Source organism: Balneola sp. EhC07, assembly GCF_001650905.1.
In the GTDB taxonomy this organism is placed as follows: Bacteria; Bacteroidota; Rhodothermia; order Balneolales; family Balneolaceae; genus Balneola.
The window spans coordinates 277,719-298,639 of the sequence record NZ_LXYG01000014.1; the positions used below are offsets into that span (position 1 = coordinate 277,719).

The following is a 20,921-nucleotide window of genomic DNA, read 5'->3' on the forward strand; positions in this document are numbered from 1 at the left end:
TGTTATAAAGTTTAATAAGCATTCAGTGTATTACTTTTTGAATAACAGATTTAATACTTCAGTTTGGGATTGTTTTTTTACCAGAAGCCTGTAAGCCACTTCTGCGCTTAAAAAACTCATCAAAGTCCAACCTTGATATCCCCCCATTTCATTCAAACGCCAAGATAGCTTTAATCCCATAGAATTAATATGGCCATCATTTACTAATTCACTATTTAGAATAGCGTTACGGTGAATGGTATTCAGGTCTTCATTTTTCCGAATCCATGAGTGTTCTGATTCCGGTGCATGATCTTTCTTAAAACCGGATTTTATCGCTTTAAACAGCGATTTCAGGTTTTTAAGTATAGGCGATTCTATAATTTCTGCCCTAATCTTCATTTCTGAAAATGGGATTCCTTCAACACCCGGAAAACTCGCTATTTCAGGGAAATATTTTTGTAAGGAATGTAAACGGGCTTTCTTATCTCCGGCTACAGAATGGGGAGCTTTAGCAGCATACTGGTAAACAGACAAACTTGCCGCCGGTGAAAATGAGTACACCTCGTCTTCCAGCATGGCATCAATATTTCCGGTGTAATGCAGACCTCTGTTATGGAGATCAAGCATTAACATTTTAAACCACCCTTCCCCTTTAAAAGCAGAAACCTGTTCTTTGATCAGTGCTTCAGTTGCTTTTTCATGTTTCTTTGAATCGGGGATGAGTAATTTTCTTATGGTAGGGCTGGAGTAGGTTCTGTTCCAAACAGCTTTATAAGGATTATCAGAATTGAGTTTGTCAGTTTTAACCGACATCCCCATAAGTAAATCCATAAGATATCCATTAAAACTAATTCTGCTTTCATCCGAATTAGTGTTTTTCAGATTCAGCAAATAGTATTGATGTACATTGGACAGACCGCCGGTTCGGGAAGTCCATCTGCTTAACAAGTTTTTTGTATCAAGCTGGTCTAATGATCTAAAATTTAATGGAAGATTTAAAGAATCTGCTATTTTTGTAACAGGATCAAAATCTTTTTTTTGAATCAAAATATGCTGCAGTTGATCTATTTCAGCTTTTTGCTCTAATAGTTCAGCAAGAAGATGTCTTGAATCAAGACCTCCGGTAAGCGGAAGCTGAACTTTAAAGTCCTTTAAAAGCGGGTGATTCAGAACTCCTTTAATAACTTCAGCATTTAAATCCTTGATGTATTCTGAGCATTCATCTAGCGTAAGACTTGAATCCACTTGTTGATCAAACGAAAAGATCCTCTCTTTTTTTAGGGTCTGACTCGTTTCTATTGTGTATGAAAAACCAGGTAATACTCGCTGGATCTGTTCGATCAATGTTCTGTTGTAACCTGTGTGCAAAAGTCTTATTTGTTCATAAAGAGCTTGAGCATTAAGCGACATTTCGAGATCAATATCAGCAAAATAAGTAGGGGTGGGAGCAACAGAAATTGTATTATTTTGCTGATAAACATACCAGGGTCTGCTGCAAAGCACGTCACTTAAAAAATGAATACTTGTACCGTTTTCATTGATCAAAAGTACATTGAAAAAACCATTCTTATTCTGAACGGTTTCAACACCTTTGTCAAGAAATAGGTCTAAAGCACGTTCTGCATCGCTTAACTTGTGATCAAAACTATCAAGGTATATTCCATCGAAAAATAAAGTCCAGCCACTTTTTGATGCATATGAACTTAATCTGCCGTTGATATGGATGTTATAAGTTCCAAAAGTATATGCTTTTTTTTTGCCGGCGAAATTTTGCGAGAGATAGATGCCCGGAGCAGTAAATATATTGTCAGAAGACTGATCGGTCTCCTTACTTTTTGCTTCGAAGCTATTCTGCATTTTACTAAAAAATTTTATCGTTCAATGAATGTGGAAATATAGGGAATTATCAATCAAGAGAATCTTTAATATTGATACAGATCCTGCAACAGAAGAGATAACTAAGATTATTTTATCTATAAACAGGAAACTTTTAACATCACTTTGTTTAATTACGTATCTTTCTGAGATTAGATTTTTAAACAAAAAAAGAAATAATGACGAAGCCTGATATAGCTCCACACAAAGGAAAACTTTTAGTACTTACACCGGGAATGGGAGCAGTTGCAACTACCTTTATGGCTGGGGTTGCTTCAGCCAGAAAGAATTTAAGCAAACCATTTGGTTCTCTAACTCAATTACAGACGATCAGGCTTGGGTCACGCTCAGAGAATAGAAACCCATTAATAAAAGATTTTTTAGATATCGCGGGATTAGATGATATTGTTTTTGGCGGATGGGATGTGAAAGCAGACAATGCTTTTGAAGCAGCTAAAAACGCTAATGTGTTAAAACCACAGGATCTGGATCCGCTAAAAGAGGAACTTGAAAAAGTAACTCCAATGAAAGCAGCGTTCAACCAACGTTATGTTAAGAAGCTTGACGGGCCGAATGTAAAAGAGCAAACCAATAAAATGGAGCTCGCCGAAGCTTTAAGAGAAGATATCAGGAATAAACTTAAAGAAACCGGAGCAGACAGAGCTGTAATGGTTTGGTGCGGTTCAACTGAAGTCCATTTGCATCATTCAGATTGTCATAGATCAATTGAAGCTTTCGAAGAGGGTTTAAGAAATAACGATGATTCAATAGCGCCATCTCAATTATATGCATATGCAGCGATAAAGGAAGGAGTGCCATACGCAAACGGAGCTCCAAATTTATCAGCAGATTTTCCTGCACTTGAGCAGTTAGCAGAGCAGGAAGGAGTACCTATTGCAGGGAAAGATTTTAAAACAGGCCAAACGTTGATGAAAACCATTCTAGCTCCGGGTTTTAAAACTCGTATGCTGGGAATCAGAGGTTGGTTCTCTACAAATATACTTGGAAACAGAGATGGTGAGGTTTTGGATGATCCTGAAAGTTTCAAGTCTAAAGAAGTAAGTAAGACAGGTGTGCTGGATTCCATTCTTCAACCTGAATTGTATAAAGATCTCTATGGTGATCTGTATCACAAAGTGAGAATCAACTATTACCCTCCAAGAGGAGATGAAAAAGAAGGTTGGGACAATATTGATATCTTTGGCTGGATGGGATATGATATGCAGATCAAAGTAGATTTTCTATGCAGAGACTCAATTTTAGCAGCACCTATTGTTCTGGATCTGGCTTTATTCTTAGATTTCGCTAAAAGAGCAGGCAAAGGTGGAATTCAGGAGTGGTTATCTTTCTACTTCAAGAGTCCTCAGGTTAAAGCAGGACATATTCCTGAGCATGATATTTTTATCCAGCACTTCAGATTAAAGAATACACTTCGTGTTATTGCGGGAGAAAAACCTGTTACTCATCTTTCTGAAAACTTTGAAGAAGAGGCGCTAAGCTAATTGATGTCTGAAAAAGTAGGTCTTATTTTAGCTGCCGGATATGGTTCCAGACTTGAAGGTGTAAGTGCATTAACTGAGTTCAAGCCACTCACTCCGGTAGCCGGAAAGCCGCTTATTTTTAGAACGATTTCCAGTTTGGAGGTTGCAGGATGTTCAAAAATTGTAATTGTTCTGGGACATGGTCACAAAGAAATCGAAAAGGCAATTTCAGAATCCTACAAAGGTAATACGCCATTGATATTTGTTTTCAATGAGCGTTTTAATTTGAGCAATGGAGTATCTGTATTATCAGCTTCAGAACATCTTGGTGATTTATTTATCATGACAATGGCCGATCATGTGCTTGGCGATAAACTGATGGAAATTGCAAAGGATTATAAGCCAAAAGAAGGAGCTGCTGCTCTTCTGGTCGATTATAAGATCGATACCATTTTTGATATGGATGATGCAACAAAAGTTCTTTCCGAAAATGATAAAATTGTATCCATCGGAAAAGAGATCAAGAACTTTAATTGTATTGATACAGGTGTATTTGTGTGTACAAGAGGAATTTTGGACGCTCTGAATAATCACTTTGAGTTAAACGGAGACACTTCAATCTCAGAAGGTGTACAGGATCTGGCCGAAGAAGGAAATATGTTTACAGTAGATGTAGAAGAAGGTTTTTGGCAGGACGTTGATACGCCTGAGATGTTAGAATACGTGGAAAAAATTCTTTCTTAAAAGTTGAATTAAGATTCGCTTAGCTTATCTATTTATCTATCAACGGCTAGAAAATTGAAGAAGGCAGGCTCATTATTTACCGATGCTGTTCCATTCATCTCTATAACTTCTCCTCCTACATATCTTTTTGCAAATATTCTTTTTAATCCGCCGAGTTCGTCCAGAATAGAATAAGAGCTGAAGTGTTCTTCTATTTTGATATCAAGAGCTTCAGTTTGGTATGTTTTTACGGTAAACTGTGTATCCAGATAAACTCCATGAGTTTTTTTAGTTTGATCAGGAGTAATTTTTGAAGGCGTAAGCATTTGTTCAACTCCATTGGTGTATTTAATACCGTATCCGATCGGAAAAAGCAGACCATTTTTTTCCACAGTTACAAAATGCATGAACATACCATTGTAAGAGTCGCCTGTTTTTAAGCGGTAACTTTTTTCCATAAAATCAGTTGCAAGACTATTCTGAAAAGTATGGTCCATTACAGCTGTTCCTTTAGCTTCTACTCTTTCACCATTTATAGAGATATAACCTTTAACCTTTGCATGAGGAATGAGAAGTGACAAGCCAAATTGAGTGTCTTTGTACTTGTAAATACCATTACCCCAAATTTTTCCTTTAGCGATATCATAAAGAACAAGATTTAAATCATAAGCTACCCCGTCTTTGGTTGTTTTGAAATTTAAAACATGTTCGTTTTCAAAACTGCCTTTTGCCCAGTAATTACGTTCAGGGTGTAATATTATGGAGTTGCTATCTGCTTCATTGATAAACTTGTCCATGGGATATTCTTTATTTGCAACATAGTTTTTCCCATTGGTCCAATGTACGCTAAGTTTACCTCCTGTGACTCTGTCTTTAAGTGAGCCAAAATCATTAATTGAAAATATGTACACGATCTGAACACCATTATCGAGGTTTATTTGATAGGTGTATAACTCACTGTAATACTTAGAAGGGATATTTTTGGCTAAAAAATCAGTTGGTTCAATATCACGAAAAGCACCTTCGGGTCTCTCAATTCTCTGACCGTAGGTTGATAAGGAGATTAATGAAATGACGAATAATAAAATAGAATTCTTCAAGGTCAGAACTGTGTTAGTTAGTTTAGTGGAACTGTAGATGATAATTGTTTTACTCGTAATGCTTTAATTACTTTTTCGCTAATAAAGTTTCGGGATAAAAGCTTTTATAATATAACTTAGCAATTTAAGTCATAGTATGAATAAACATATTTTTTCTAAAGTTAATTCTTATACTTAAATGTGATTGTCAACGATTTGTAATTAAGATAAATCTATGCATCGATACATAGTAAGGGTAGCAGCAGTAGTATTGTTTCTTTTTAGTTTTTTGAGTTCTGAATTAATAGCACAAACATCCAGAATATTAGAACTTGAAAATGAAAAAGCTTATCAATTAATTGAGAGATTTGTCAAAAGAGGTAGATTTAATTCTATAAACCCGACAAAGCTCCCTTACACACATTTTGATATATATAAAGAGCTTCAAGAGTTGGTTTATGATCGTTTGTCTAACATTGAAAAAGAGTGGTACGATCAGCTTAAAGAAGAAATCCGCTACTCGGAAAAGCTTGAAGCCAAAGATTATGTTATTGAGCCTTATGTGATTTCAGGTAGTGTATTCAATAATTCCGAGATCAAAAACAGCTACCGACCCACATCAGATTCCAAATATGTTTGGCCATTCACAGATCTGGGACTTTTTGCAGATTATAAAAACTTTACGATCAATACGAATGTAAGATTTGATCTGTATTATGAATTTGGCCCTTTTGATTTAGATCCGACAAACAGATTATATATGCGAAATGAAGATTCGTATGTAGGGTATAGTTCAGAATATTTTCAGGGTTACGTAGGCAGGTTTGAGAATAACTGGGGTATTTATGATCGGAAATCAACTTTTATGTCTGATAATGCACCCACCTTTGATCAGATAAACTATACAATTGGTAGCAGAAAATTTTCATTTACAACACTTCATGCTTTTTTAGATAACATTAGTGGAAATGATGAATTTGAAGGAAACACGGTTAACGACCCATTGTCTAAGAGGAGGTATTTAAGTTTAAAAAGAATAGACTGGAGAGTTTCAGATCATTTAGCATTAAGCATGAAAGAAGGGATCTTATATTCAGGTATGAATGTAAATCCTGAGCCTAAATATATGATTCCGGGATTTTTATATTTTTTGCTGGAAGCGTCTAATCCCAGAGACCAGGTTGAAAACCTCTTTATAGGCGGGAATCTGTGGTTTAATAAGAGTGGGTTTTCCGTAAATCTTGATATGATGATTGACGATCTTATTGGCAACAGAAAGGAACGTGGGATCAGCGAAAAGAATAACTTTAGTTTAATTGTGAATTCCAGTTATTCATTTCGGAACAGACCGATAGCTGTAAATTGGGATCTGGAGTTCATTACTTATCAAACATATAATACTGATCAGGCAGAGGGTAGATATCTTTATTTAGGCAAAGGAATTGCAACAGAATTCAATGATTATGTTTTTAGTGAATTAAGTTTGGAATATTTTGCTGATCTAAAGGTTAAAGGATTAATGATTCAACCTTATGTTGGTGTATTGAAGCAAGGCGAACAAATTATTAATCAAACATTTCAAAGCAGTTATCCCAATGGAGATGAATTTGAGATAGTTCTAACAGGAACAGTAGAATCAACTACACGATTTGCTTTCAAGACATATTACAGCCCTGTTAGTTATTTTTGGGCAAAACTTGATATGGGATACAACATAGTTGATAATTTCAGAAATATAGAAGGGATGAAATCAAACAGATTTGTGGGAATGTTCGAAGTTGGCTTCAAGTTTAATTTTAAAAACCTATGATATCATCTCGCTCTATGAACTTGTACTACAATTTCGATTCAATATTGAGCGATCTTTTCGGTAAATTGAATGCTTAAAGAAATTCCGGCTTTTACTAAATGAAAAAAATTCTCGGGCTGTTTCAGCCATTGTTAAAATTAAATATCAAACATCCATTTTTAGTTTTGGGTGTTTGTCTGTTATTAGCTGTAGTTGGCGGTTATTATTCTATTCAGCTAAAGATAGACACAGACATTGCAAATCTTTTACCAAAGAACCACCCCAATGTATTGGCTCTTGATAAGTTAAAGAATACAGTTGGTGGAGAGACTGAAATGCAGGTGGCTATTAAGTCACCCAGTTTTGAAGCAAATAAGAAGTTTGCAGAAGACCTGATCCCAAAAACTCTGGAACTGTTTTATCCCCGGTACAACGACAAATATTTTAAAAGAGCCGAGTTTCGAAAAGACACCGATATAATTAAGGATAATGCCTTGTATCTGGCCAGTGATGAAGAGCTGGAAGAGATAACGGATTGGCTGCAAGAAGAGATCGATAATGCCAGAGAAGAAGCAAATCCATTTTTTATCGATTTTGAAGAAGATGAGGAAGAAAACTCTGACAACGGAGAAGATAAAGCAGATAGCTTTAAAGAAAGTTACGATGTGCTGGTTCCTTCTGAATATCCGATAAATGAAGACAGTACCATCATGGTATTGAAGTTCTTTCCAACCGGCTCTAAAAGTGACATCCGGTATCTTGAAGACATGTTTGCAAAATACGATTCTCTTCTTACCGCAATGAATCCGGCTTCTTATCATCCTGATATGGAAGTTCAGTTTGGAGGTCGGTTAAAAAGGCACCTTGAGGAACTCACATCGATCATGAGTGATGTTCTAGGCAGCTTTGCGACAGGTATTTCAAGTGTAGTGCTTCTGGTTATGATGTACTTCTTTATAAAGAAATATATTCACTATCGAAGAGGGAGAGATGAAGACCTGAATCACAGTATTTGGAGCCATGTGATAAGAATGCCGGTGCCGGTGTTGATCATTGGTTTGCCTCTCATCATGAGTCTGGTATGGACATTTGGGATCACTTATTTCTATCTGGGGATGCTGAATACAATGACCTCGGTTCTGTTCGTGATATTATTCGGGCTGGGTATCGATTATGGTATTCATTATTACGCCAGATATATTGAACTTCGTTCATCAGGACTTTCGGTCGAAGAAGCGATCTTGACTACAAACGATAAAACAGGAGAAGCAATTTTTGTAAGTGCATTTACAACAGCTTCTGCACTGTATGTATTGATGTTTGCTGACTTCAGAGGATTTTCTGAATTCGGATTTATTTCCGGAACAGGAATTATGCTTGCTCTATTTGCAATGCTCTATGTACTTCCGTCATTACTTGTGATCTTTGAGAAATTTAACTGGGTTTTATTTTCTAAAAAGGAGTCTACTTCCAATTCAATGGAAAATAAAAAATACCCGTATGCAAGAACTACGGTTGTAGCCGGTTTGGTTCTTTCAGCAGTTGTAATAGGGTTTAGCGGAACTCTCAGTTTCCAATACGATTTCGGAAAGCTGGAACCAACCTATCCTTCTTATGAAAAATTCAGAAAAGTAGCCGGTCAGGTTGGAAGTTCAGATAAAAGAAATCCGGCTTACATCATCGCGGATTCTGACAGTGAAGTAGAAAATTTGGTTGAAGTGTTAAATCAAAAAATGGAAGCTGACACAAGTTCTCCTACCATATTAAGTATTGAAGCGCTTCAGGATCGTTTTCCTGCCACAGAAGAAGAGGAAGAAGGAAAACTACAGAAAATTGCCCGAGTCAGGGAGTTGCTAGACAATACATTCATCAGAAATAAGGAAGATGAAGATCTGGATAAACTTCGCAGAGCAGCTCAGACCAGAGAGCCTTTAACGATCGATCAAATTCCTCCGTACCTCAAGTCAAAATTTATAACCAAAGACGGAGAAGTCGGAAGATTTGTGATCATTTATCCTTCGGTGGGACTTTCTGACGGAAAGAAATCTATAGCTTTTAAGGATGATATCGGATCAGTAACTCTGGACAATGGGAAAACATATTATGCTGCCAGTACATCTATAGTTGCAGCTTCCATGCTTGATCTTATGCGAACTGAAAGTCCGTATATGGTTGGAGCGACATTTATTATTATTTACCTGTTCATGATATTTACATTCCGATCGTTCAGATGGTCAGTAATTTCTATGTTACCTCTGGTAGTAGGTTTACTGTGGCTATTTGGGATTATGATGATATTCGATCTTCAATTTAATTTTTATAATCTGGTGGTTCTCCCCGCCATTTTGGGAATTGGAGAAGACAGCGGAGTTCATTTGGCACACAGATATCGGGATGAAGGCAAAAATTCCATGTGGGCAGTGCTTTCCAGTACAGGTCAACATATTTCGATGGGATCTATAACAACTATGCTTGGTTTTGCAGGTCTTTTATTTACAAGTCACCCCGGATTGCAATCATTGGGCGTAATGGCAGTGATTGGAATTGGAATGACATTATTGACTTCATTGACCTTTTTACCGGCTTTAATTCAATGGCTGGAAGATAAAGACTGGATCAGATACTGATTTTAATCGAGAATTTTAAAATAAGTTCATCAAAATGATCGATACTCATTCACATATCTATTTGAAAGACTTTGATGAAGACAGAGAGGAAGTTTATAAAAGAGCGGTTGAAGCTGGAATTAAAACTATTCTGATGCCTGCCATAGATTTCGGCTCTTTGAAACAAATGGATTCACTGAGTTTTGAAGGAATCGAATTTCATAAAATGGCCGGACTTCATCCCTGTGATGTTGAAGAGTTGGAAGATGGTTTCGAAAATAGATTGTTAGAATTGTGTTCCGATGATGAAATAATCGGCGTAGGCGAAACCGGCCTCGATTACTATTGGAGTAAGGATCATATCACAGAGCAGAAGTTAAGCCTGCATGCTCATTGCAGAGTTGCCAAGAAAGTTAACAAACCGATCATACTTCACAACCGGGAAAGTACAGATGATCTTTTGCATATCATTGAGCAGGAGCAGGATGGTACTTTAGAAGGAATTTGGCATTGTTTTAACGGAACGGTGGAAGAAGGAAAGCGCGCAATCGATATGGGATTACATCTGGGAATAGGAGGTGTGGTTACCTTCAAAAATGGTGGCGTAGATAAAACGGTAGCAGAACTTCCTTTAGAAAAAATGGTTTTGGAAACTGATGCTCCCTATTTATCACCGACGCCGAAAAGAGGAAAGCGAAATGAACCTGCTTTCATGAAATTCACTGCCGAGAAATTGGCTGATATTTTTGAGATCAGCCTTAAAGAAGTTGTTGATCAGACATCGCAAACCGCTAAAACATTATTCAAACTGGATCAATGAAACCATCCACCAAAGACTTTTATCAGCGGGTTTATGAGGTTGTAGCAAAAATACCGGAGGGCAAAGTTACTTCTTACGGTGTAATTGCAGGATATCTCGGAGTGGAGTCAGGAGCCAGAATGGTTGGATATGCACTTAATAATTATGATCCTGAGCAACTTGGCTATCATATTCCTGCACACAGAGTTTTAAACCGTCTTGGACAACTTACCGGCAGAGCTTTTTTTGAAGATGACTCAATGCGTGAGAGATTGGAACAAGAAGGGGTGGAATTCACTTCAGAATATACCGTTAACTTCAATAAACATTTTTGGAATCCGTTTGATGAGTTATAACTTGTTGTCATCTGATCAAGAAATCATTAGAAAAATGAAATCGCTGAAATTCATATCGCTGTTTATACTTTTAGCTGTTGCCTCAATGGAGGTAAATGCACAAAGATCATTGAGTATTGGAGATGAAGCTCCCATGCTTGATCACAGTGTGGAAGATATAAACGGGCGATCAATTACTCTTTCACAAACAGCACAACAAAACGGAATATTAGTTGTGTTCTCATGCAATACCTGTCCGTTGGTTTCAAGATGGGAAGACAGGATAAAGGCAGCTGCAAACACTGCACGACTCAATAATATTGGAATGCTTGTACTCAATCCTAATGAAAGGATCAGAGAGCGTGGTGAATCATTGAGTGATATGAAACGCAGAGCAACCAAACAAACTTATAATTTTTTGTATGCATCAGATAAAGACCATGTAATTGCGGATGCATTCGGCGCTACCAGAACTCCCGAGGTATTTTTGTTTGATGGATCTTTGAAGTTGGTTTATAAAGGCAGCATAGATGATAATGCAAACAATGCTTCAGCTGTTAAAAATCAATATCTGGAAGATGCTATTCAGGCTTTAGCCTCAGGTACAGAAATTGAAGTTAAAAGAAGCACTCCAAAAGGTTGTCCGATAAAGCGAAACGAGTAATTCTTCTAAAAATCTCTTATTTTTGAAGGGCTCGTCCGATGATGAGCTTTTTTTATGCTAATATTTTAAAACAGTTGCCGGAATTACATGCCAACGTGGACACTACATACCGAATTTAAATTTGATGCCGCACACTTCATTGAAGGATATGACGGGAAATGCGGAAGAATGCACGGGCATTCCTATAAAGTTAAGATCTCTGCGAAATCCAATAAGTTAAACCCATCTGCTTATTTGAACACAGATGATATGGTCTGCGATTTTAAAGAACTTAAATGGGCAGCAAAAGATGCGGATAAAGGCGGACTTGATCACGGTTTCCTTAACGATCTGATCGAGGCGAATACCACAGCAGAACGTATTGCAGAGTTTATCCATACAGAAACCACAAAAAGAATTCCGGCAGGGATTGATCTCAAAGTAATCGTGTGGGAAACAGACACCTGCTGGGTTGAATACACGGATAAGAACGAGTAGCTCACATTTTTCTTAACTATCCATCTGACGGATTACCCGTCTGATGGATGATAACGACATTCATGAGCGAATGCGAAGTGATCTCCGTAAAAAGCTAAAGCATATCGAATTCAGGAGATTGCGTCGTCACATCCGTTCCTCGCAAATGGATTTTTTTCATATATACAAACGCAGGGGATTAAGCCCTTGCTAGCATATGTACGAGCCTTTTTTTTTTATTTTTCTGCAAAATCTCCAAAAAACCGTCATCCTGAACCATGTGCTGAACTTGATTCAGTATTGTTTCAGGATCTTTGTGGGCTTTATTTCTGATTGTTATAACCAACACAAGAATCAACGCTGTTACAACTTCCATTATCTCGATTTTAATCTGGTTTCGATGCTCTGCGACGGACCCTGACCTCCCCAACTCACAATCAAAGTCATTCCTGCGAAGGCAGGAATCTGGATTGTTATCAAAGAGTGTGATCTTCAAAAAGATCCAGATCTCGGGCATACGCCGCGAGATGACCCGTTTTATTATTTTTTTAGCAGAATTTCCAAAAATTCATCTGATATGTAGCCCGTCTGATGTATCTTCGTAACAACAGGTCTGAGAAATTACTCACTTACTTTTGTCTTGATACAAAAGTAACAAAAGATCAAGGCGAAGTATTAAAACCGGGCTCGCTTAATTGACGCTGAATAATTCCAAAGGTCTTCGTTCTTTTAGAGAAAATTTCTACACTCTTCACCTGAAGGAATTATTCCCACTTCGCGGACGCTCACAATTCTTGCTCACTAACCGGTTTTAATACTAAGGCCGATAAAAGTATAACCGTCATCCTGAACTTGTTTCAGAATCTTCGTAGGGCATATTTCTAGTTGTTCTATCCGAAACACCAATCAATGTTTAATAACCTCCATCACCCCGCTTTCAGCGAAATGATGGATAGCTACTTCTCCGTCTGTCGGGCTTTGCACGGCTGACGGATTTTGGTTGTAGTGGAAGGAACGGACCGCCCCGGCTCCGAATCAAATTCGTAGGCTCCGAGTAGTTCGCCCCTCCTTGGTTAAGGAGGGGAATTCCCGAATTGATTATAAATTTTATCAACGAGTCCTCCTCCTGTTGCAGGAGGAGACAGAGGAGGTCTTTAACTTTAGAAATCACAATCAAAGTCATTCCTGCGAAGGCAGGAATCCGGATCGTAATCAAAGAATGAGTTCTTCAAAAAGATCCGTATCTCAGACATACGCCACGAGATGGCCTGTTTTATTATTTTCTCTGCAGAACTTCCAAAGATTCATCTGACGGATTACCCGTCTGATGAATCTTCGTAACAACAGGTCTGAGAAATTACTCACTTACTTTTGTCTTGATACAAAAGTAACAAAAGATCAAGGCGAAGTATTAAAACCGGGCTCGCTTAATTGTCGCTGAATAATTCCAAAGGTCTTCGTTCTTTTAGAGAAAATTTCTACACTCTTCACCTGAAGGAATTATTCCCACTTCGCGGACGCTTACAATTCTTGCTCACTAACCGGTTTTAATACTAAGGCCGATAAAAGTAGAACCGTCATCCTGAACTTGTTTCAGGATCTTTGTGGGGTTTATTTCTATTTGTGAAATCCAGCACACCGATCATCGCTTTCACAACCTCAACTAGTCCCATCCTCTGGTTTCTTCTGGTTAGTATTAGCCGTATTTTGTGAGATCAATGAAATCCCGTTTTTATAAACAGTTCCCTCAATACTATGAACAAGCAACCGGTTGCTTTAATGAGCGATGAAAAAGAGATACTCGACGTCGAATATCCGATCGTAGAGCATTTCAATACGATACAGGGAGAAGGTGCACATTCGGGAAGAGCTTCCTATTTCATCAGAACGGCGGGTTGTGATGTAAACTGCTGGTGGTGCGACGTAAAGGAAAGCTGGGAAGAAGAAGGTCACCCGGTAATGAAGGTTTCTGAACTGGTTGAAGTCGTAAAAGAAAGCGGCGCTCCGTTTGTAGTGATCACCGGTGGGGAACCATTGATGCACGATCTGTTTCCGCTTACAAAAGCTTTGCATTCGCTTGGCGTTCAGATCCATATTGAGACGAGCGGTTCATCTCCATTGACCGGAGAATTAGACTGGATCACACTTTCGCCTAAGAGATTTAAAAAACCGACCGAAGAGATCTTTGAATTTGTGGATGAACTGAAAGTGGTAGTTCTTACCAACAAAGATCTGGCTTGGGCAGAAGAAAACGCAGCTAAATGTCCCGAAGGAACGACTTTATTACTGCAACCGGAATGGGACACTCCGAAATCCATTCCGCTAATTGTGGAATATGTGAAAGAACATCCTGAGTGGGGAATCAGCCTGCAGACGCACAAGTTTTTGAAGGTTCCGTAATGAGTTTTAAAGAATCATCTGTTTTGATAACAGGAGGGAGCAAGGGAATCGGTCTTTCCATAGCAAAGATGTTCGCGGAAAAAACTGATCATCCTTTAGTGCTGATTGCACGCAACACTTCCGATCTGGAAAAAGCGAAACAGCAATGTCTGGATTGGGGCGCATCAAAAGTAGAAACCATTTCTGCAGACCTGACCTCAGAAGAAGAAATTGCCGCTATTGATTTCAGATCTTTGAATCCGGGAATTTTAGTAAATAATGCCGGCGTATTTTTATTTAAGCAGTTAGCAGATACCACCGCCGAAGAGTTTGACCGACAATATCGACTCAATACATTTTCGACCTTCAATATCACAAAACAAGTGCTCCCGGTGTTGAAAGAACAGGAGCGAGGCTTGATCGTGAATATTTGCTCTCAGGCTTCCAAAAAAGGCTATGGAGACAGCGGCGCATACACCATGAGCAAACATGCGCTTTTGGGTTACACGCGTTCTCTGCGGAAAGAATTAGCCAAAACCAATATTGCCGTTACGGCGATAAATCTGGGACAAACCTATTCCACTTCCTGGGAAGGGGTGGATATTGAAACTGAAAAGCTGATCGATCCGGAAGATGTGGGAAGAATGATCGTTTCCCTTTCTGAACTCAGCGCCAGAAGCGTGGTGGAAGAAATCGATATGATGCCACAGGGCGGAGAAGTAAAGCCGATGTAGGCTTTTAATTATTGATTCGGATTACAAAATGCTTGACAAATCCTGCTTTCCAATAACTGCCATTATTTCTACTCTCTCATTATATATTTTGAAATAAATACTATCCGAACCACAAACACATCGTCGGTATCCTGATTTGATGTAATCAACGGATTCAAAAGAGAATGGTCTTTCAGAAATATTATCAAAGCAATCAAATAGAGCTTTAAAATACAGATCGGCTTGTTGTACACCGAACTGTTTGATACCGTACTGATGAATTCTTATTAAATCTATTTTAGCTTCATTGCTTAACCGATAATCAGCCATTTTTCAGCTGAGATTTTGATTGGTTTAGTATCTCTTCTTTAGTGTTGGTGGTAAAACCACTTTTTTCAGCTCTTTCGAGTTTTGCTCTGATCCAGTTTATCTCAGCGTTCTGATTTCTTGCCTGCCGCACTAGATCGTTAACTAATTCACTTTTACTGGAATATTCTTCGTTCTCAACCTGAGATTTCAACCATTCATCATTTGGTCTTGTAAATGTAATGCTCTGACGTGCCATGTTTTTGATGCAAAATTACACCAATACTGTATCTGAAGCAAATGTTGCAGAAATCGATATTATGCCACAGGGCGGAGAAGTAAAGCCGATGTAGGCTTCAATCCTTAAAATCAGGTTTTCGCTTTTCTTTCATGGCTTCAAATACTTCAGCCATATCATCAGAAAATAACATAGTGGAATTCCACTCTGCGATATATTCAAGGCCGTCTTCGACGGAATGATCTCTTGAATGTCGTAATACGTTTTTTGTGCCCCGAATGGAAATTGGTGATTTTTCCGCAATAGTTGCGGCAATTTTCATAACACCTTCCTGCAATAATTCTTCCGTATCAAAACAGTTAATTACTAAATGGATTTCTTTTGCTTCGGGACCGAATACATTCTTTCCGGTGTAGGCCATTTCCGCTACGATGGAAGGGGAGATGATCTTTGGTAAGCGTTGAAGCGTGCCCAGATCAGCAACCATAGCCAGGTCAATTTCTTTGATGCAGAAATAAGCGTCTTTAGTGCAATATCTCAGATCACATGCAGCAACAATATCTACTCCACCGCCGATACACCCGTTATGGACAGCAGCGATCACCGGTTTGGAACATTTTTCTATGGAAGTAACGGCCTGCTGAAGGGTTAGAATGAATTCTTTGGCTTTCTCACTTCGTTGGTCTTGATCGGAAATAGCTCGCAATTGATCGATCGACATTAACAACTCCAGATCTATTCCGGCACAGAAGTGCTTTCCTTCTCCCGAGAGAATGATCACTCTGACTTCAGCGGTTTCTGAAAGCGTTTCAAAAATTGATCGCATCTCAAGCCAGGCGTCCATGTTAAGCGCATTCGACTTTTCCGGCCGATTAAAAGCAACCCGTGCTATTTTATGTTCTATGTCAACCTTGAAGTGATCGTATTCCATTGCAATGAATTTGGTGGATGGCTGAGGGTGAAATAGTGTTTAATATCAATACTCACAAGTTTATATCAAAGTGAGCACCTGTTGAATGGATGAAGAAAGGATGAGATTATACTGATGGGATATAAAGAATGAATGTCAGTTACTTATATAACTAAAACGCGGGAACGACCTTTTAGCTGAAGAGTTTAGAGATTTGCGGATTAATCAGACATCTATGACTTTTTAGTCATTGTTAGAAGGTGTATTTCTTTATCAATATCAGTTTTTATTTCAGGTTCGGTAATTTCCTCTCCGGTTTCAACCTGTTTGTGAACAACATTTTTTACTTTCTTAGATGTTGACTTTAGATCCAGTGGAGTTGTGTTTAAATCTTTATAAATAATGCTAATCAGTACATAACGACAGATTGTTCTCAAATTGTCATACTCTTCAATATCCTCTGTTAAGGTCGTTATGGAATGATTTACATAAACGGTATTTGGCTCCAATAAAAACTCATTAATTGCTTTCTCAACCGTTTTAGTTATCGTGAACTTTGCATCATTGCTAAGTTTTAATTTAAATATCTTATGTTTAGTAATCGACATGTTTTTCAATTTTGCTAAATGATGATTTAATTTTGTCGCTTAGTTTAAAAATGTTCGATAAAATTTCGTTCTGTTCCTTTTCGGGACATTTGTCCACATAATCTAAGAGATATCTAATTACATCCTGTTTAGTAATACTGGCAGTACTATTTGCGGGTAAAAAAGATTTAAAGTAATCTGATAAAGTATTGATTATAGGTGTTTCTAATTCAGTTTTATATTCGTAAGGTTCATATTTTTTGTTAAAAACTTCAAGTGAACTTAGTGATTCACAATATTCATTAAATGCAGAAACATAGTTTTGTTGTGGGAATAAATCTTCGAATGTTCTTTCTTTTTTATCATTAAATACAGCATTAATCTCAATCTCTTCCCAATTCGTTTCTTTTATATTATTTTTAAAAGCTTTGTTTTTCTTTATTCTCTCAGCTTCTTTATCACTATCTAGTATTACTATTCCTGATAGCTTTAAATTATTTTTTCCGAGATAATTTATTGCTTGTGGGATATTTGAGACACCATCAGCATTATAAATGTTCATCCATTCAAGATCTTGATATTTTTCAAATTGGAATATTCTATGAAACCCTAGTTTCTCAGTATTCCCCTCAACAATCAAATTTATATCACCAATTAAAAAACTATCATTCAGCATTATACCCAACTCTTTTCTTAGTATTTGGTATTTGTTTAAAAATGGTTTTTTGTTGATTCTTGTTCCTTCAGTAGCAGATTTATTTATGAATAGTAATGAATCTATACAGTTTCTAACCGCTAAAAATGGATTGTGCGTTGTGTATAAGATCTGCGAAGATTCTGAAATGTCATCAAATGAATTAAGTAAATCTTTAGCTCCTTTTGGGTGAAGACTATTACCTGGCTCATCTAATAGAATTACTGTATTTCTACCTTGATTAATCTCTTTTGAATGAAGTTTGTTAACCAAAAATGAAAAATAGTATTGAAAACCTGGACTTCGTTCATTAATTGAAAAGCTCTTTCCTGAATTATCTCTAATTATTAGATTTAAGCGGTCTCCAAATGTTGGAGCTATTTTAATATTAATACTTTGATCTTGCTTGTAGTGTTTTTTAAATATCCTGTTCAGTTTGATTTCTATATCAGATAAATATGTGGTTACAAAATTGATATCTGAATTGTTTAAATCATTGAAGTCTGTACAACCGCCAATAATTAGCAATTTCCTGAATGTCTCAAATTTTTTATCATTTCCTAATAATTCATCAACTGTTGAAGGTTCAATGAGTAAATCTTCTTTTTCATAGTATTGGATCTCAGGGTATAATTGAGTAAAGAATTCACTATAAAATTTTGCAAGTTCATTTATGTTTTTAGATAATTCGAATCCGAATTTATTTCTTTCTAGAACGCTAATTGATATATTTGAAAAGCCATTGCCCCATCTTTTTAATTGCAGAATACATTTGTCAGATTGTTTCGGAAACGGTAATTGTTCAGGTTTTAGAAATGGTTTAGCAATGTTTACCAGTTGTAAATAATCCGATTTGGATAATTCAAAAGAACCTATGACTAAGGGTAGGCCATTAGGGTAATTACTTGAGCTTTTGTTCAAAAGCTTTGAATTTAGTTCAGTATCTAAAATATTTAAAAAACTTGTTGCAAGTATTAGGCTAGATTTACCACTTTCATTTTTACCAACAAGACAAAGTTGATTTGAATTGATTGGAATAACTTCATGACGAATTGACTTAAAGTCATGTATTTCAACGGATTTTAATATCATATCATTTTAGATAATAAGTTAACCGGATTGTTACAATAACATGTTGAGTATTCGAACTCCAGGGGGTAATCTTAATGTCTTCAGAATCAATTTTTCCGATAACATCTTTATTACTTGACAACCATGCATCTCTTTTATCTGTTGCAGTTTTAATTGCTGTTTCAAGTTGTTGCATTTGATTGTTTGTTCCGGTGAAATAAATTGTTTTTTTCATTTAGTAATTTTTATGACTAGAACAATTGCATAACATGTATACTAGTCATGTTATGCCAGTTTGGTGATTAAATTTTTATCTATTCTATTCTTAAAATAATTTGGATAAAGTGAACAATTCCAGCAAGTAAAGCAAAAACTTATTATTTGGGTATTTCCGGTTGGTTGTTCAGGGGAATTGCAATTTCGGAATGGATTCATCCGCGGTAAAACCATTCGGGGCGGATTGCGATCCGCCCGTACGGAATTCGGGTTTTTAATTCACCATTCTAAATACGGTTAAACATATCGCGTACAAAATTCGGTTTGCCAATCTGCTCTGACTTGCTCCGATTCAGCGGTCGTTCAGACCTTTGCCTTCCAGAATGTCCGGAATACATTTTTCGACTCGTGAGGCCCGGATTTTAGATTGTTTAGCTCCGGAAAAGTGGAGGAGGTAGCCTCTTTGTCGGCCGGGAGTTAGCGAGTCAAAAGCTTCTTTCAGTTCAGGGATGGCATCCAGCCTTTCCCGGAATTCTTCTGCCATTTCGAAGTCAGATGTCTTTTTCATAGGTACTTCCAATCCTGCTTTTTCAACTTCAACCGCTTCAAAGATATAAGATCGCAAGACCGCCATCATATCGTTTATTTGTTCCACATCGGTGAAGCGAATTTGTCGTGCCGACTGTACATTTTTGGTCTGCTGTACTAAAATATCTTCTGCATCATTCAGCAGCACTCCTTTATGAAACAACAGCGCGCAATAGTCTTTGAATCCGTGTATCAACACCACATTGTTCCCATTTACGGTGTAGCATGGTTTGCCCCATTTTAATTCTTCGGTCAGTCCGCAATCCAGAATAATGGTTCTCAATAATTCATATTCGTCCTGCCATTTACTGTTTTTATTAAAAAAGAAATCAACCTTGGGATTCATGGTGTAGATTTACTGATTAGCATTGGGATTTTACGTTCCGCGGGTCTGAGAACCTGATATATAGTAAAAATAATCGTTGATCTTTCGAAACGGAAGTATTAGCCAAAGATTCATTTTTATCCTTACAACCGCAGTGCTGAAGCCCTTGCTAGCTTATGTACGAGCCCATTTCTCAATATTTTCAATTTGGGGTCATCCTGAACTTGTTTCAGGATCTTTGCGGGGTTTGTTTTTGGTTGTTATATCCAACACATCGATCAACGCTGACACAACCTCCTTTATCTTGATTTTAATCTGGTTCCGATGCTCTGCGCCGGAAACGAATTTCTCTTGCTAAGAAGCAGTTTTTGGCTCAGTGTACTTTTGTACCGCCAAAAGTACCAAAAGCTCCCGACAAGAATTATTGGTGCGAACTCCATTACATCGACTAATCATTACAAAAGGTCTTCGTTCTAACTGAACATATTCACGAATCAGCCAGAAGTGTAATGATTGCTCCTTCGGAGCCGTCGATTTCATTGCGTTCTTGGATCGCCAATAATTCTAAAGGTCGGATTTGATTGTATTTTTTTGATGGTAGTTATTTTATGCCAGAACCTTCTTTAACAAATTCATAATCACATAAGTAGGTCATCCTGAACTTGTTTCAGGATCTTCGTGGGGTTCAAATCTGGTTTTTGTATACGACACAACCATCAAGGCTGACACTATCTCATAAGTCATTCCTGCGAAGCCTGCCTGCGGCGTAGGCAGGGCAGGAATCTGGATCGTTATCACTAGCATAATCCTCAAAAAGATCCAGATCTCGGGCATACGCCGCGAGATGACCAAGATCGATTGTCATCAACGAAGGTTGTAAATAATCGCCGGGCGTGAACGCCCTACTAGCATAAATTTTGTTATGTGATTTTTAAACGAGCAGATCTTTCAGGGCCGGCGGTTTGCGATTTACCCACCTTCAATCGCTGCGGATTAAAATCCTGGCTAGTTAACTTGAGTAAATATAAATCACCACCAACATTCAGTATTAAGTTCGCTAGAGAGGACTTCAGTCCGTCCGGCTTTTATTAGTAATTAAATTCCT

At 37.5% G+C, this 20,921-nt stretch carries 21 protein-coding genes; 10 read left to right on the forward strand and 11 right to left on the reverse strand.

Going from position 1 to position 20,921, the window contains the following annotated elements; translation table 11 throughout:
* Window positions 1-30 precede the first annotated feature (30 nt).
* The gene (locus tag A8B79_RS06525) at window positions 31-1,839 is read right to left on the reverse strand and encodes a hypothetical protein (RefSeq protein ID WP_066219763.1); all 1,809 of its coding nucleotides are present in this window, start codon (window positions 1,837-1,839) and stop codon (window positions 31-33) included.
* 197 nt (window positions 1,840-2,036) lie between these two features.
* On the opposite strand from A8B79_RS06525, the gene A8B79_RS06535 reads away from it, so the two are divergent.
* Both A8B79_RS06535 and A8B79_RS06540 read left to right on the forward strand, forming a co-directional pair.
* Complete coding sequence (locus A8B79_RS06535) at window positions 2,037-3,359, forward strand: inositol-3-phosphate synthase (protein ID WP_066219769.1); 1,323 nt, start codon at window positions 2,037-2,039, stop codon at window positions 3,357-3,359.
* A 3-nt stretch (window positions 3,360-3,362) separates the two neighbouring features.
* On the forward strand, window positions 3,363-4,082 hold the full coding sequence (locus tag A8B79_RS06540) for a phosphocholine cytidylyltransferase family protein (protein WP_066219772.1): 720 nt from the start codon (window positions 3,363-3,365) through the stop codon (window positions 4,080-4,082).
* 32 nt (window positions 4,083-4,114) lie between these two features.
* On the opposite strand, the gene A8B79_RS06545 is transcribed toward A8B79_RS06540, so the two are convergent.
* The gene (locus A8B79_RS06545; protein WP_066219776.1) at window positions 4,115-5,161 is read right to left on the reverse strand and encodes a hypothetical protein; all 1,047 of its coding nucleotides are present in this window, start codon (window positions 5,159-5,161) and stop codon (window positions 4,115-4,117) included.
* 214 nt (window positions 5,162-5,375) lie between these two features.
* Between A8B79_RS06545 and A8B79_RS06550 the strand changes: the two genes are divergently transcribed.
* The 6 genes from A8B79_RS06550 (at window position 5,376) to A8B79_RS06575 (ending at window position 11,810) form a co-directional block, all read left to right on the forward strand.
* The gene (locus tag A8B79_RS06550) at window positions 5,376-6,950 is read left to right on the forward strand and encodes a capsule assembly Wzi family protein (protein ID WP_066219779.1); all 1,575 of its coding nucleotides are present in this window, start codon (window positions 5,376-5,378) and stop codon (window positions 6,948-6,950) included.
* A gap of 98 nt (window positions 6,951-7,048) precedes the next feature.
* Window positions 7,049-9,556 (forward strand): efflux RND transporter permease subunit, encoded by a 2,508-nt coding sequence (locus tag A8B79_RS06555; RefSeq protein WP_066219784.1) that lies wholly within the window; start codon window positions 7,049-7,051, stop codon window positions 9,554-9,556.
* Between the two features lie 34 nt (window positions 9,557-9,590).
* A complete protein-coding gene (locus tag A8B79_RS06560) occupies window positions 9,591-10,355 on the forward strand; it encodes a TatD family hydrolase (RefSeq protein ID WP_066219786.1) in 765 nt (254 codons plus the stop codon).
* On the forward strand, window positions 10,352-10,690 hold the full coding sequence (locus A8B79_RS06565; RefSeq protein ID WP_066219789.1) for an MGMT family protein: 339 nt from the start codon (window positions 10,352-10,354) through the stop codon (window positions 10,688-10,690). The genes A8B79_RS06560 and A8B79_RS06565 overlap by 4 nt, the downstream gene beginning before the upstream one ends.
* A gap of 34 nt (window positions 10,691-10,724) precedes the next feature.
* Window positions 10,725-11,333, forward strand: coding sequence for a redoxin domain-containing protein (locus A8B79_RS06570; protein WP_066219923.1), 609 nt, complete (start codon window positions 10,725-10,727; stop codon window positions 11,331-11,333).
* An 87-nt stretch (window positions 11,334-11,420) separates the two neighbouring features.
* Window positions 11,421-11,810, forward strand: coding sequence for a 6-pyruvoyl trahydropterin synthase family protein (locus A8B79_RS06575; protein ID WP_066219791.1), 390 nt, complete (start codon window positions 11,421-11,423; stop codon window positions 11,808-11,810).
* A 178-nt stretch (window positions 11,811-11,988) separates the two neighbouring features.
* On the opposite strand, the gene A8B79_RS16140 is transcribed toward A8B79_RS06575, so the two are convergent.
* The gene (locus A8B79_RS16140) at window positions 11,989-12,306 is read right to left on the reverse strand and encodes a hypothetical protein (protein ID WP_066219794.1); all 318 of its coding nucleotides are present in this window, start codon (window positions 12,304-12,306) and stop codon (window positions 11,989-11,991) included.
* Between the two features lie 1,238 nt (window positions 12,307-13,544).
* Between A8B79_RS16140 and A8B79_RS06585 the strand changes: the two genes are divergently transcribed.
* A complete protein-coding gene (locus tag A8B79_RS06585) occupies window positions 13,545-14,189 on the forward strand; it encodes a 7-carboxy-7-deazaguanine synthase QueE (RefSeq protein ID WP_066219799.1) in 645 nt (214 codons plus the stop codon).
* A complete protein-coding gene (locus A8B79_RS06590) occupies window positions 14,189-14,902 on the forward strand; it encodes an SDR family NAD(P)-dependent oxidoreductase (protein ID WP_066219805.1) in 714 nt (237 codons plus the stop codon). Before A8B79_RS06585 ends, A8B79_RS06590 begins: the two co-directional genes overlap by 1 nt.
* Before the next feature lie 21 nt (window positions 14,903-14,923).
* Here A8B79_RS06590 and A8B79_RS06595 read toward each other — a convergent pair whose 3' ends face one another.
* The 8 genes from A8B79_RS06595 to A8B79_RS16285 form a co-directional block, all read right to left on the reverse strand.
* Window positions 14,924-15,211 (reverse strand): type II toxin-antitoxin system RelE/ParE family toxin, encoded by a 288-nt coding sequence (locus A8B79_RS06595; RefSeq protein WP_066219808.1) that lies wholly within the window; start codon window positions 15,209-15,211, stop codon window positions 14,924-14,926.
* Window positions 15,204-15,446, reverse strand: coding sequence for a ribbon-helix-helix domain-containing protein (locus A8B79_RS06600; protein WP_066219811.1), 243 nt, complete (start codon window positions 15,444-15,446; stop codon window positions 15,204-15,206). Before A8B79_RS06600 ends, A8B79_RS06595 begins: the two co-directional genes overlap by 8 nt.
* 97 nt (window positions 15,447-15,543) lie before the next feature.
* A complete protein-coding gene (locus tag A8B79_RS06605; RefSeq protein ID WP_066219814.1) occupies window positions 15,544-16,356 on the reverse strand; it encodes a crotonase/enoyl-CoA hydratase family protein in 813 nt (270 codons plus the stop codon).
* A gap of 212 nt (window positions 16,357-16,568) precedes the next feature.
* Window positions 16,569-16,943 carry a hypothetical protein gene (locus A8B79_RS06610; protein ID WP_066219817.1) on the reverse strand — a complete coding sequence of 125 codons (375 nt, stop codon included), beginning with the start codon at window positions 16,941-16,943 and terminating at the stop codon, window positions 16,569-16,571.
* The gene (locus A8B79_RS06615; RefSeq protein WP_066219820.1) at window positions 16,930-18,708 is read right to left on the reverse strand and encodes an ATP-dependent nuclease; all 1,779 of its coding nucleotides are present in this window, start codon (window positions 18,706-18,708) and stop codon (window positions 16,930-16,932) included. The genes A8B79_RS06610 and A8B79_RS06615 overlap by 14 nt, the downstream gene beginning before the upstream one ends.
* Before the next feature lies 1 nt (window position 18,709).
* Window positions 18,710-18,922, reverse strand: coding sequence for a hypothetical protein (locus tag A8B79_RS06620; RefSeq protein WP_066219822.1), 213 nt, complete (start codon window positions 18,920-18,922; stop codon window positions 18,710-18,712).
* A 333-nt stretch (window positions 18,923-19,255) separates the two neighbouring features.
* Window positions 19,256-19,837 (reverse strand): YdeI/OmpD-associated family protein, encoded by a 582-nt coding sequence (locus A8B79_RS06625; RefSeq protein ID WP_066219825.1) that lies wholly within the window; start codon window positions 19,835-19,837, stop codon window positions 19,256-19,258.
* Window positions 19,838-20,467: 630 nt separating this feature from the next.
* Window positions 20,468-20,620 carry a hypothetical protein gene (locus tag A8B79_RS16285; protein WP_235603607.1) on the reverse strand — a complete coding sequence of 51 codons (153 nt, stop codon included), beginning with the start codon at window positions 20,618-20,620 and terminating at the stop codon, window positions 20,468-20,470.
* Window positions 20,621-20,921: the final 301 nt, after the last annotated feature.

Coding starts and splice junctions, on each gene's coding strand:
- A8B79_RS06525 (WP_066219763.1), bottom strand. CDS start 1,839: ATGCAGAATAGCTTCGAAGCAAAAAGTAAGGAGACCGATCAGTCTTCT.
- A8B79_RS06535 (WP_066219769.1), top strand. CDS start 2,037: ATGACGAAGCCTGATATAGCTCCACACAAAGGAAAACTTTTAGTACTT.
- A8B79_RS06540 (WP_066219772.1), top strand. CDS start 3,363: ATGTCTGAAAAAGTAGGTCTTATTTTAGCTGCCGGATATGGTTCCAGA.
- A8B79_RS06550 (WP_066219779.1), top strand. CDS start 5,376: ATGCATCGATACATAGTAAGGGTAGCAGCAGTAGTATTGTTTCTTTTT.
- A8B79_RS06555 (WP_066219784.1), top strand. CDS start 7,049: ATGAAAAAAATTCTCGGGCTGTTTCAGCCATTGTTAAAATTAAATATC.
- A8B79_RS06560 (WP_066219786.1), top strand. CDS start 9,591: ATGATCGATACTCATTCACATATCTATTTGAAAGACTTTGATGAAGAC.
- A8B79_RS06565 (WP_066219789.1), top strand. CDS start 10,352: ATGAAACCATCCACCAAAGACTTTTATCAGCGGGTTTATGAGGTTGTA.
- A8B79_RS06570 (WP_066219923.1), top strand. CDS start 10,725: ATGAAATCGCTGAAATTCATATCGCTGTTTATACTTTTAGCTGTTGCC.
- A8B79_RS06575 (WP_066219791.1), top strand. CDS start 11,421: ATGCCAACGTGGACACTACATACCGAATTTAAATTTGATGCCGCACAC.
- A8B79_RS16140 (WP_066219794.1), bottom strand. CDS start 12,306: ATGCCCGAGATCTGGATCTTTTTGAAGATCACACTCTTTGATAACAAT.
- A8B79_RS06585 (WP_066219799.1), top strand. CDS start 13,545: ATGAACAAGCAACCGGTTGCTTTAATGAGCGATGAAAAAGAGATACTC.
- A8B79_RS06590 (WP_066219805.1), top strand. CDS start 14,189: ATGAGTTTTAAAGAATCATCTGTTTTGATAACAGGAGGGAGCAAGGGA.
- A8B79_RS06595 (WP_066219808.1), bottom strand. CDS start 15,211: ATGGCTGATTATCGGTTAAGCAATGAAGCTAAAATAGATTTAATAAGA.
- A8B79_RS06600 (WP_066219811.1), bottom strand. CDS start 15,446: ATGGCACGTCAGAGCATTACATTTACAAGACCAAATGATGAATGGTTG.
- A8B79_RS06605 (WP_066219814.1), bottom strand. CDS start 16,356: ATGGAATACGATCACTTCAAGGTTGACATAGAACATAAAATAGCACGG.
- A8B79_RS06610 (WP_066219817.1), bottom strand. CDS start 16,943: ATGTCGATTACTAAACATAAGATATTTAAATTAAAACTTAGCAATGAT.
- A8B79_RS06615 (WP_066219820.1), bottom strand. CDS start 18,708: ATGATATTAAAATCCGTTGAAATACATGACTTTAAGTCAATTCGTCAT.
- A8B79_RS06620 (WP_066219822.1), bottom strand. CDS start 18,922: ATGAAAAAAACAATTTATTTCACCGGAACAAACAATCAAATGCAACAA.
- A8B79_RS06625 (WP_066219825.1), bottom strand. CDS start 19,837: ATGAATCCCAAGGTTGATTTCTTTTTTAATAAAAACAGTAAATGGCAG.
- A8B79_RS16285 (WP_235603607.1), bottom strand. CDS start 20,620: ATGCTAGTGATAACGATCCAGATTCCTGCCCTGCCTACGCCGCAGGCA.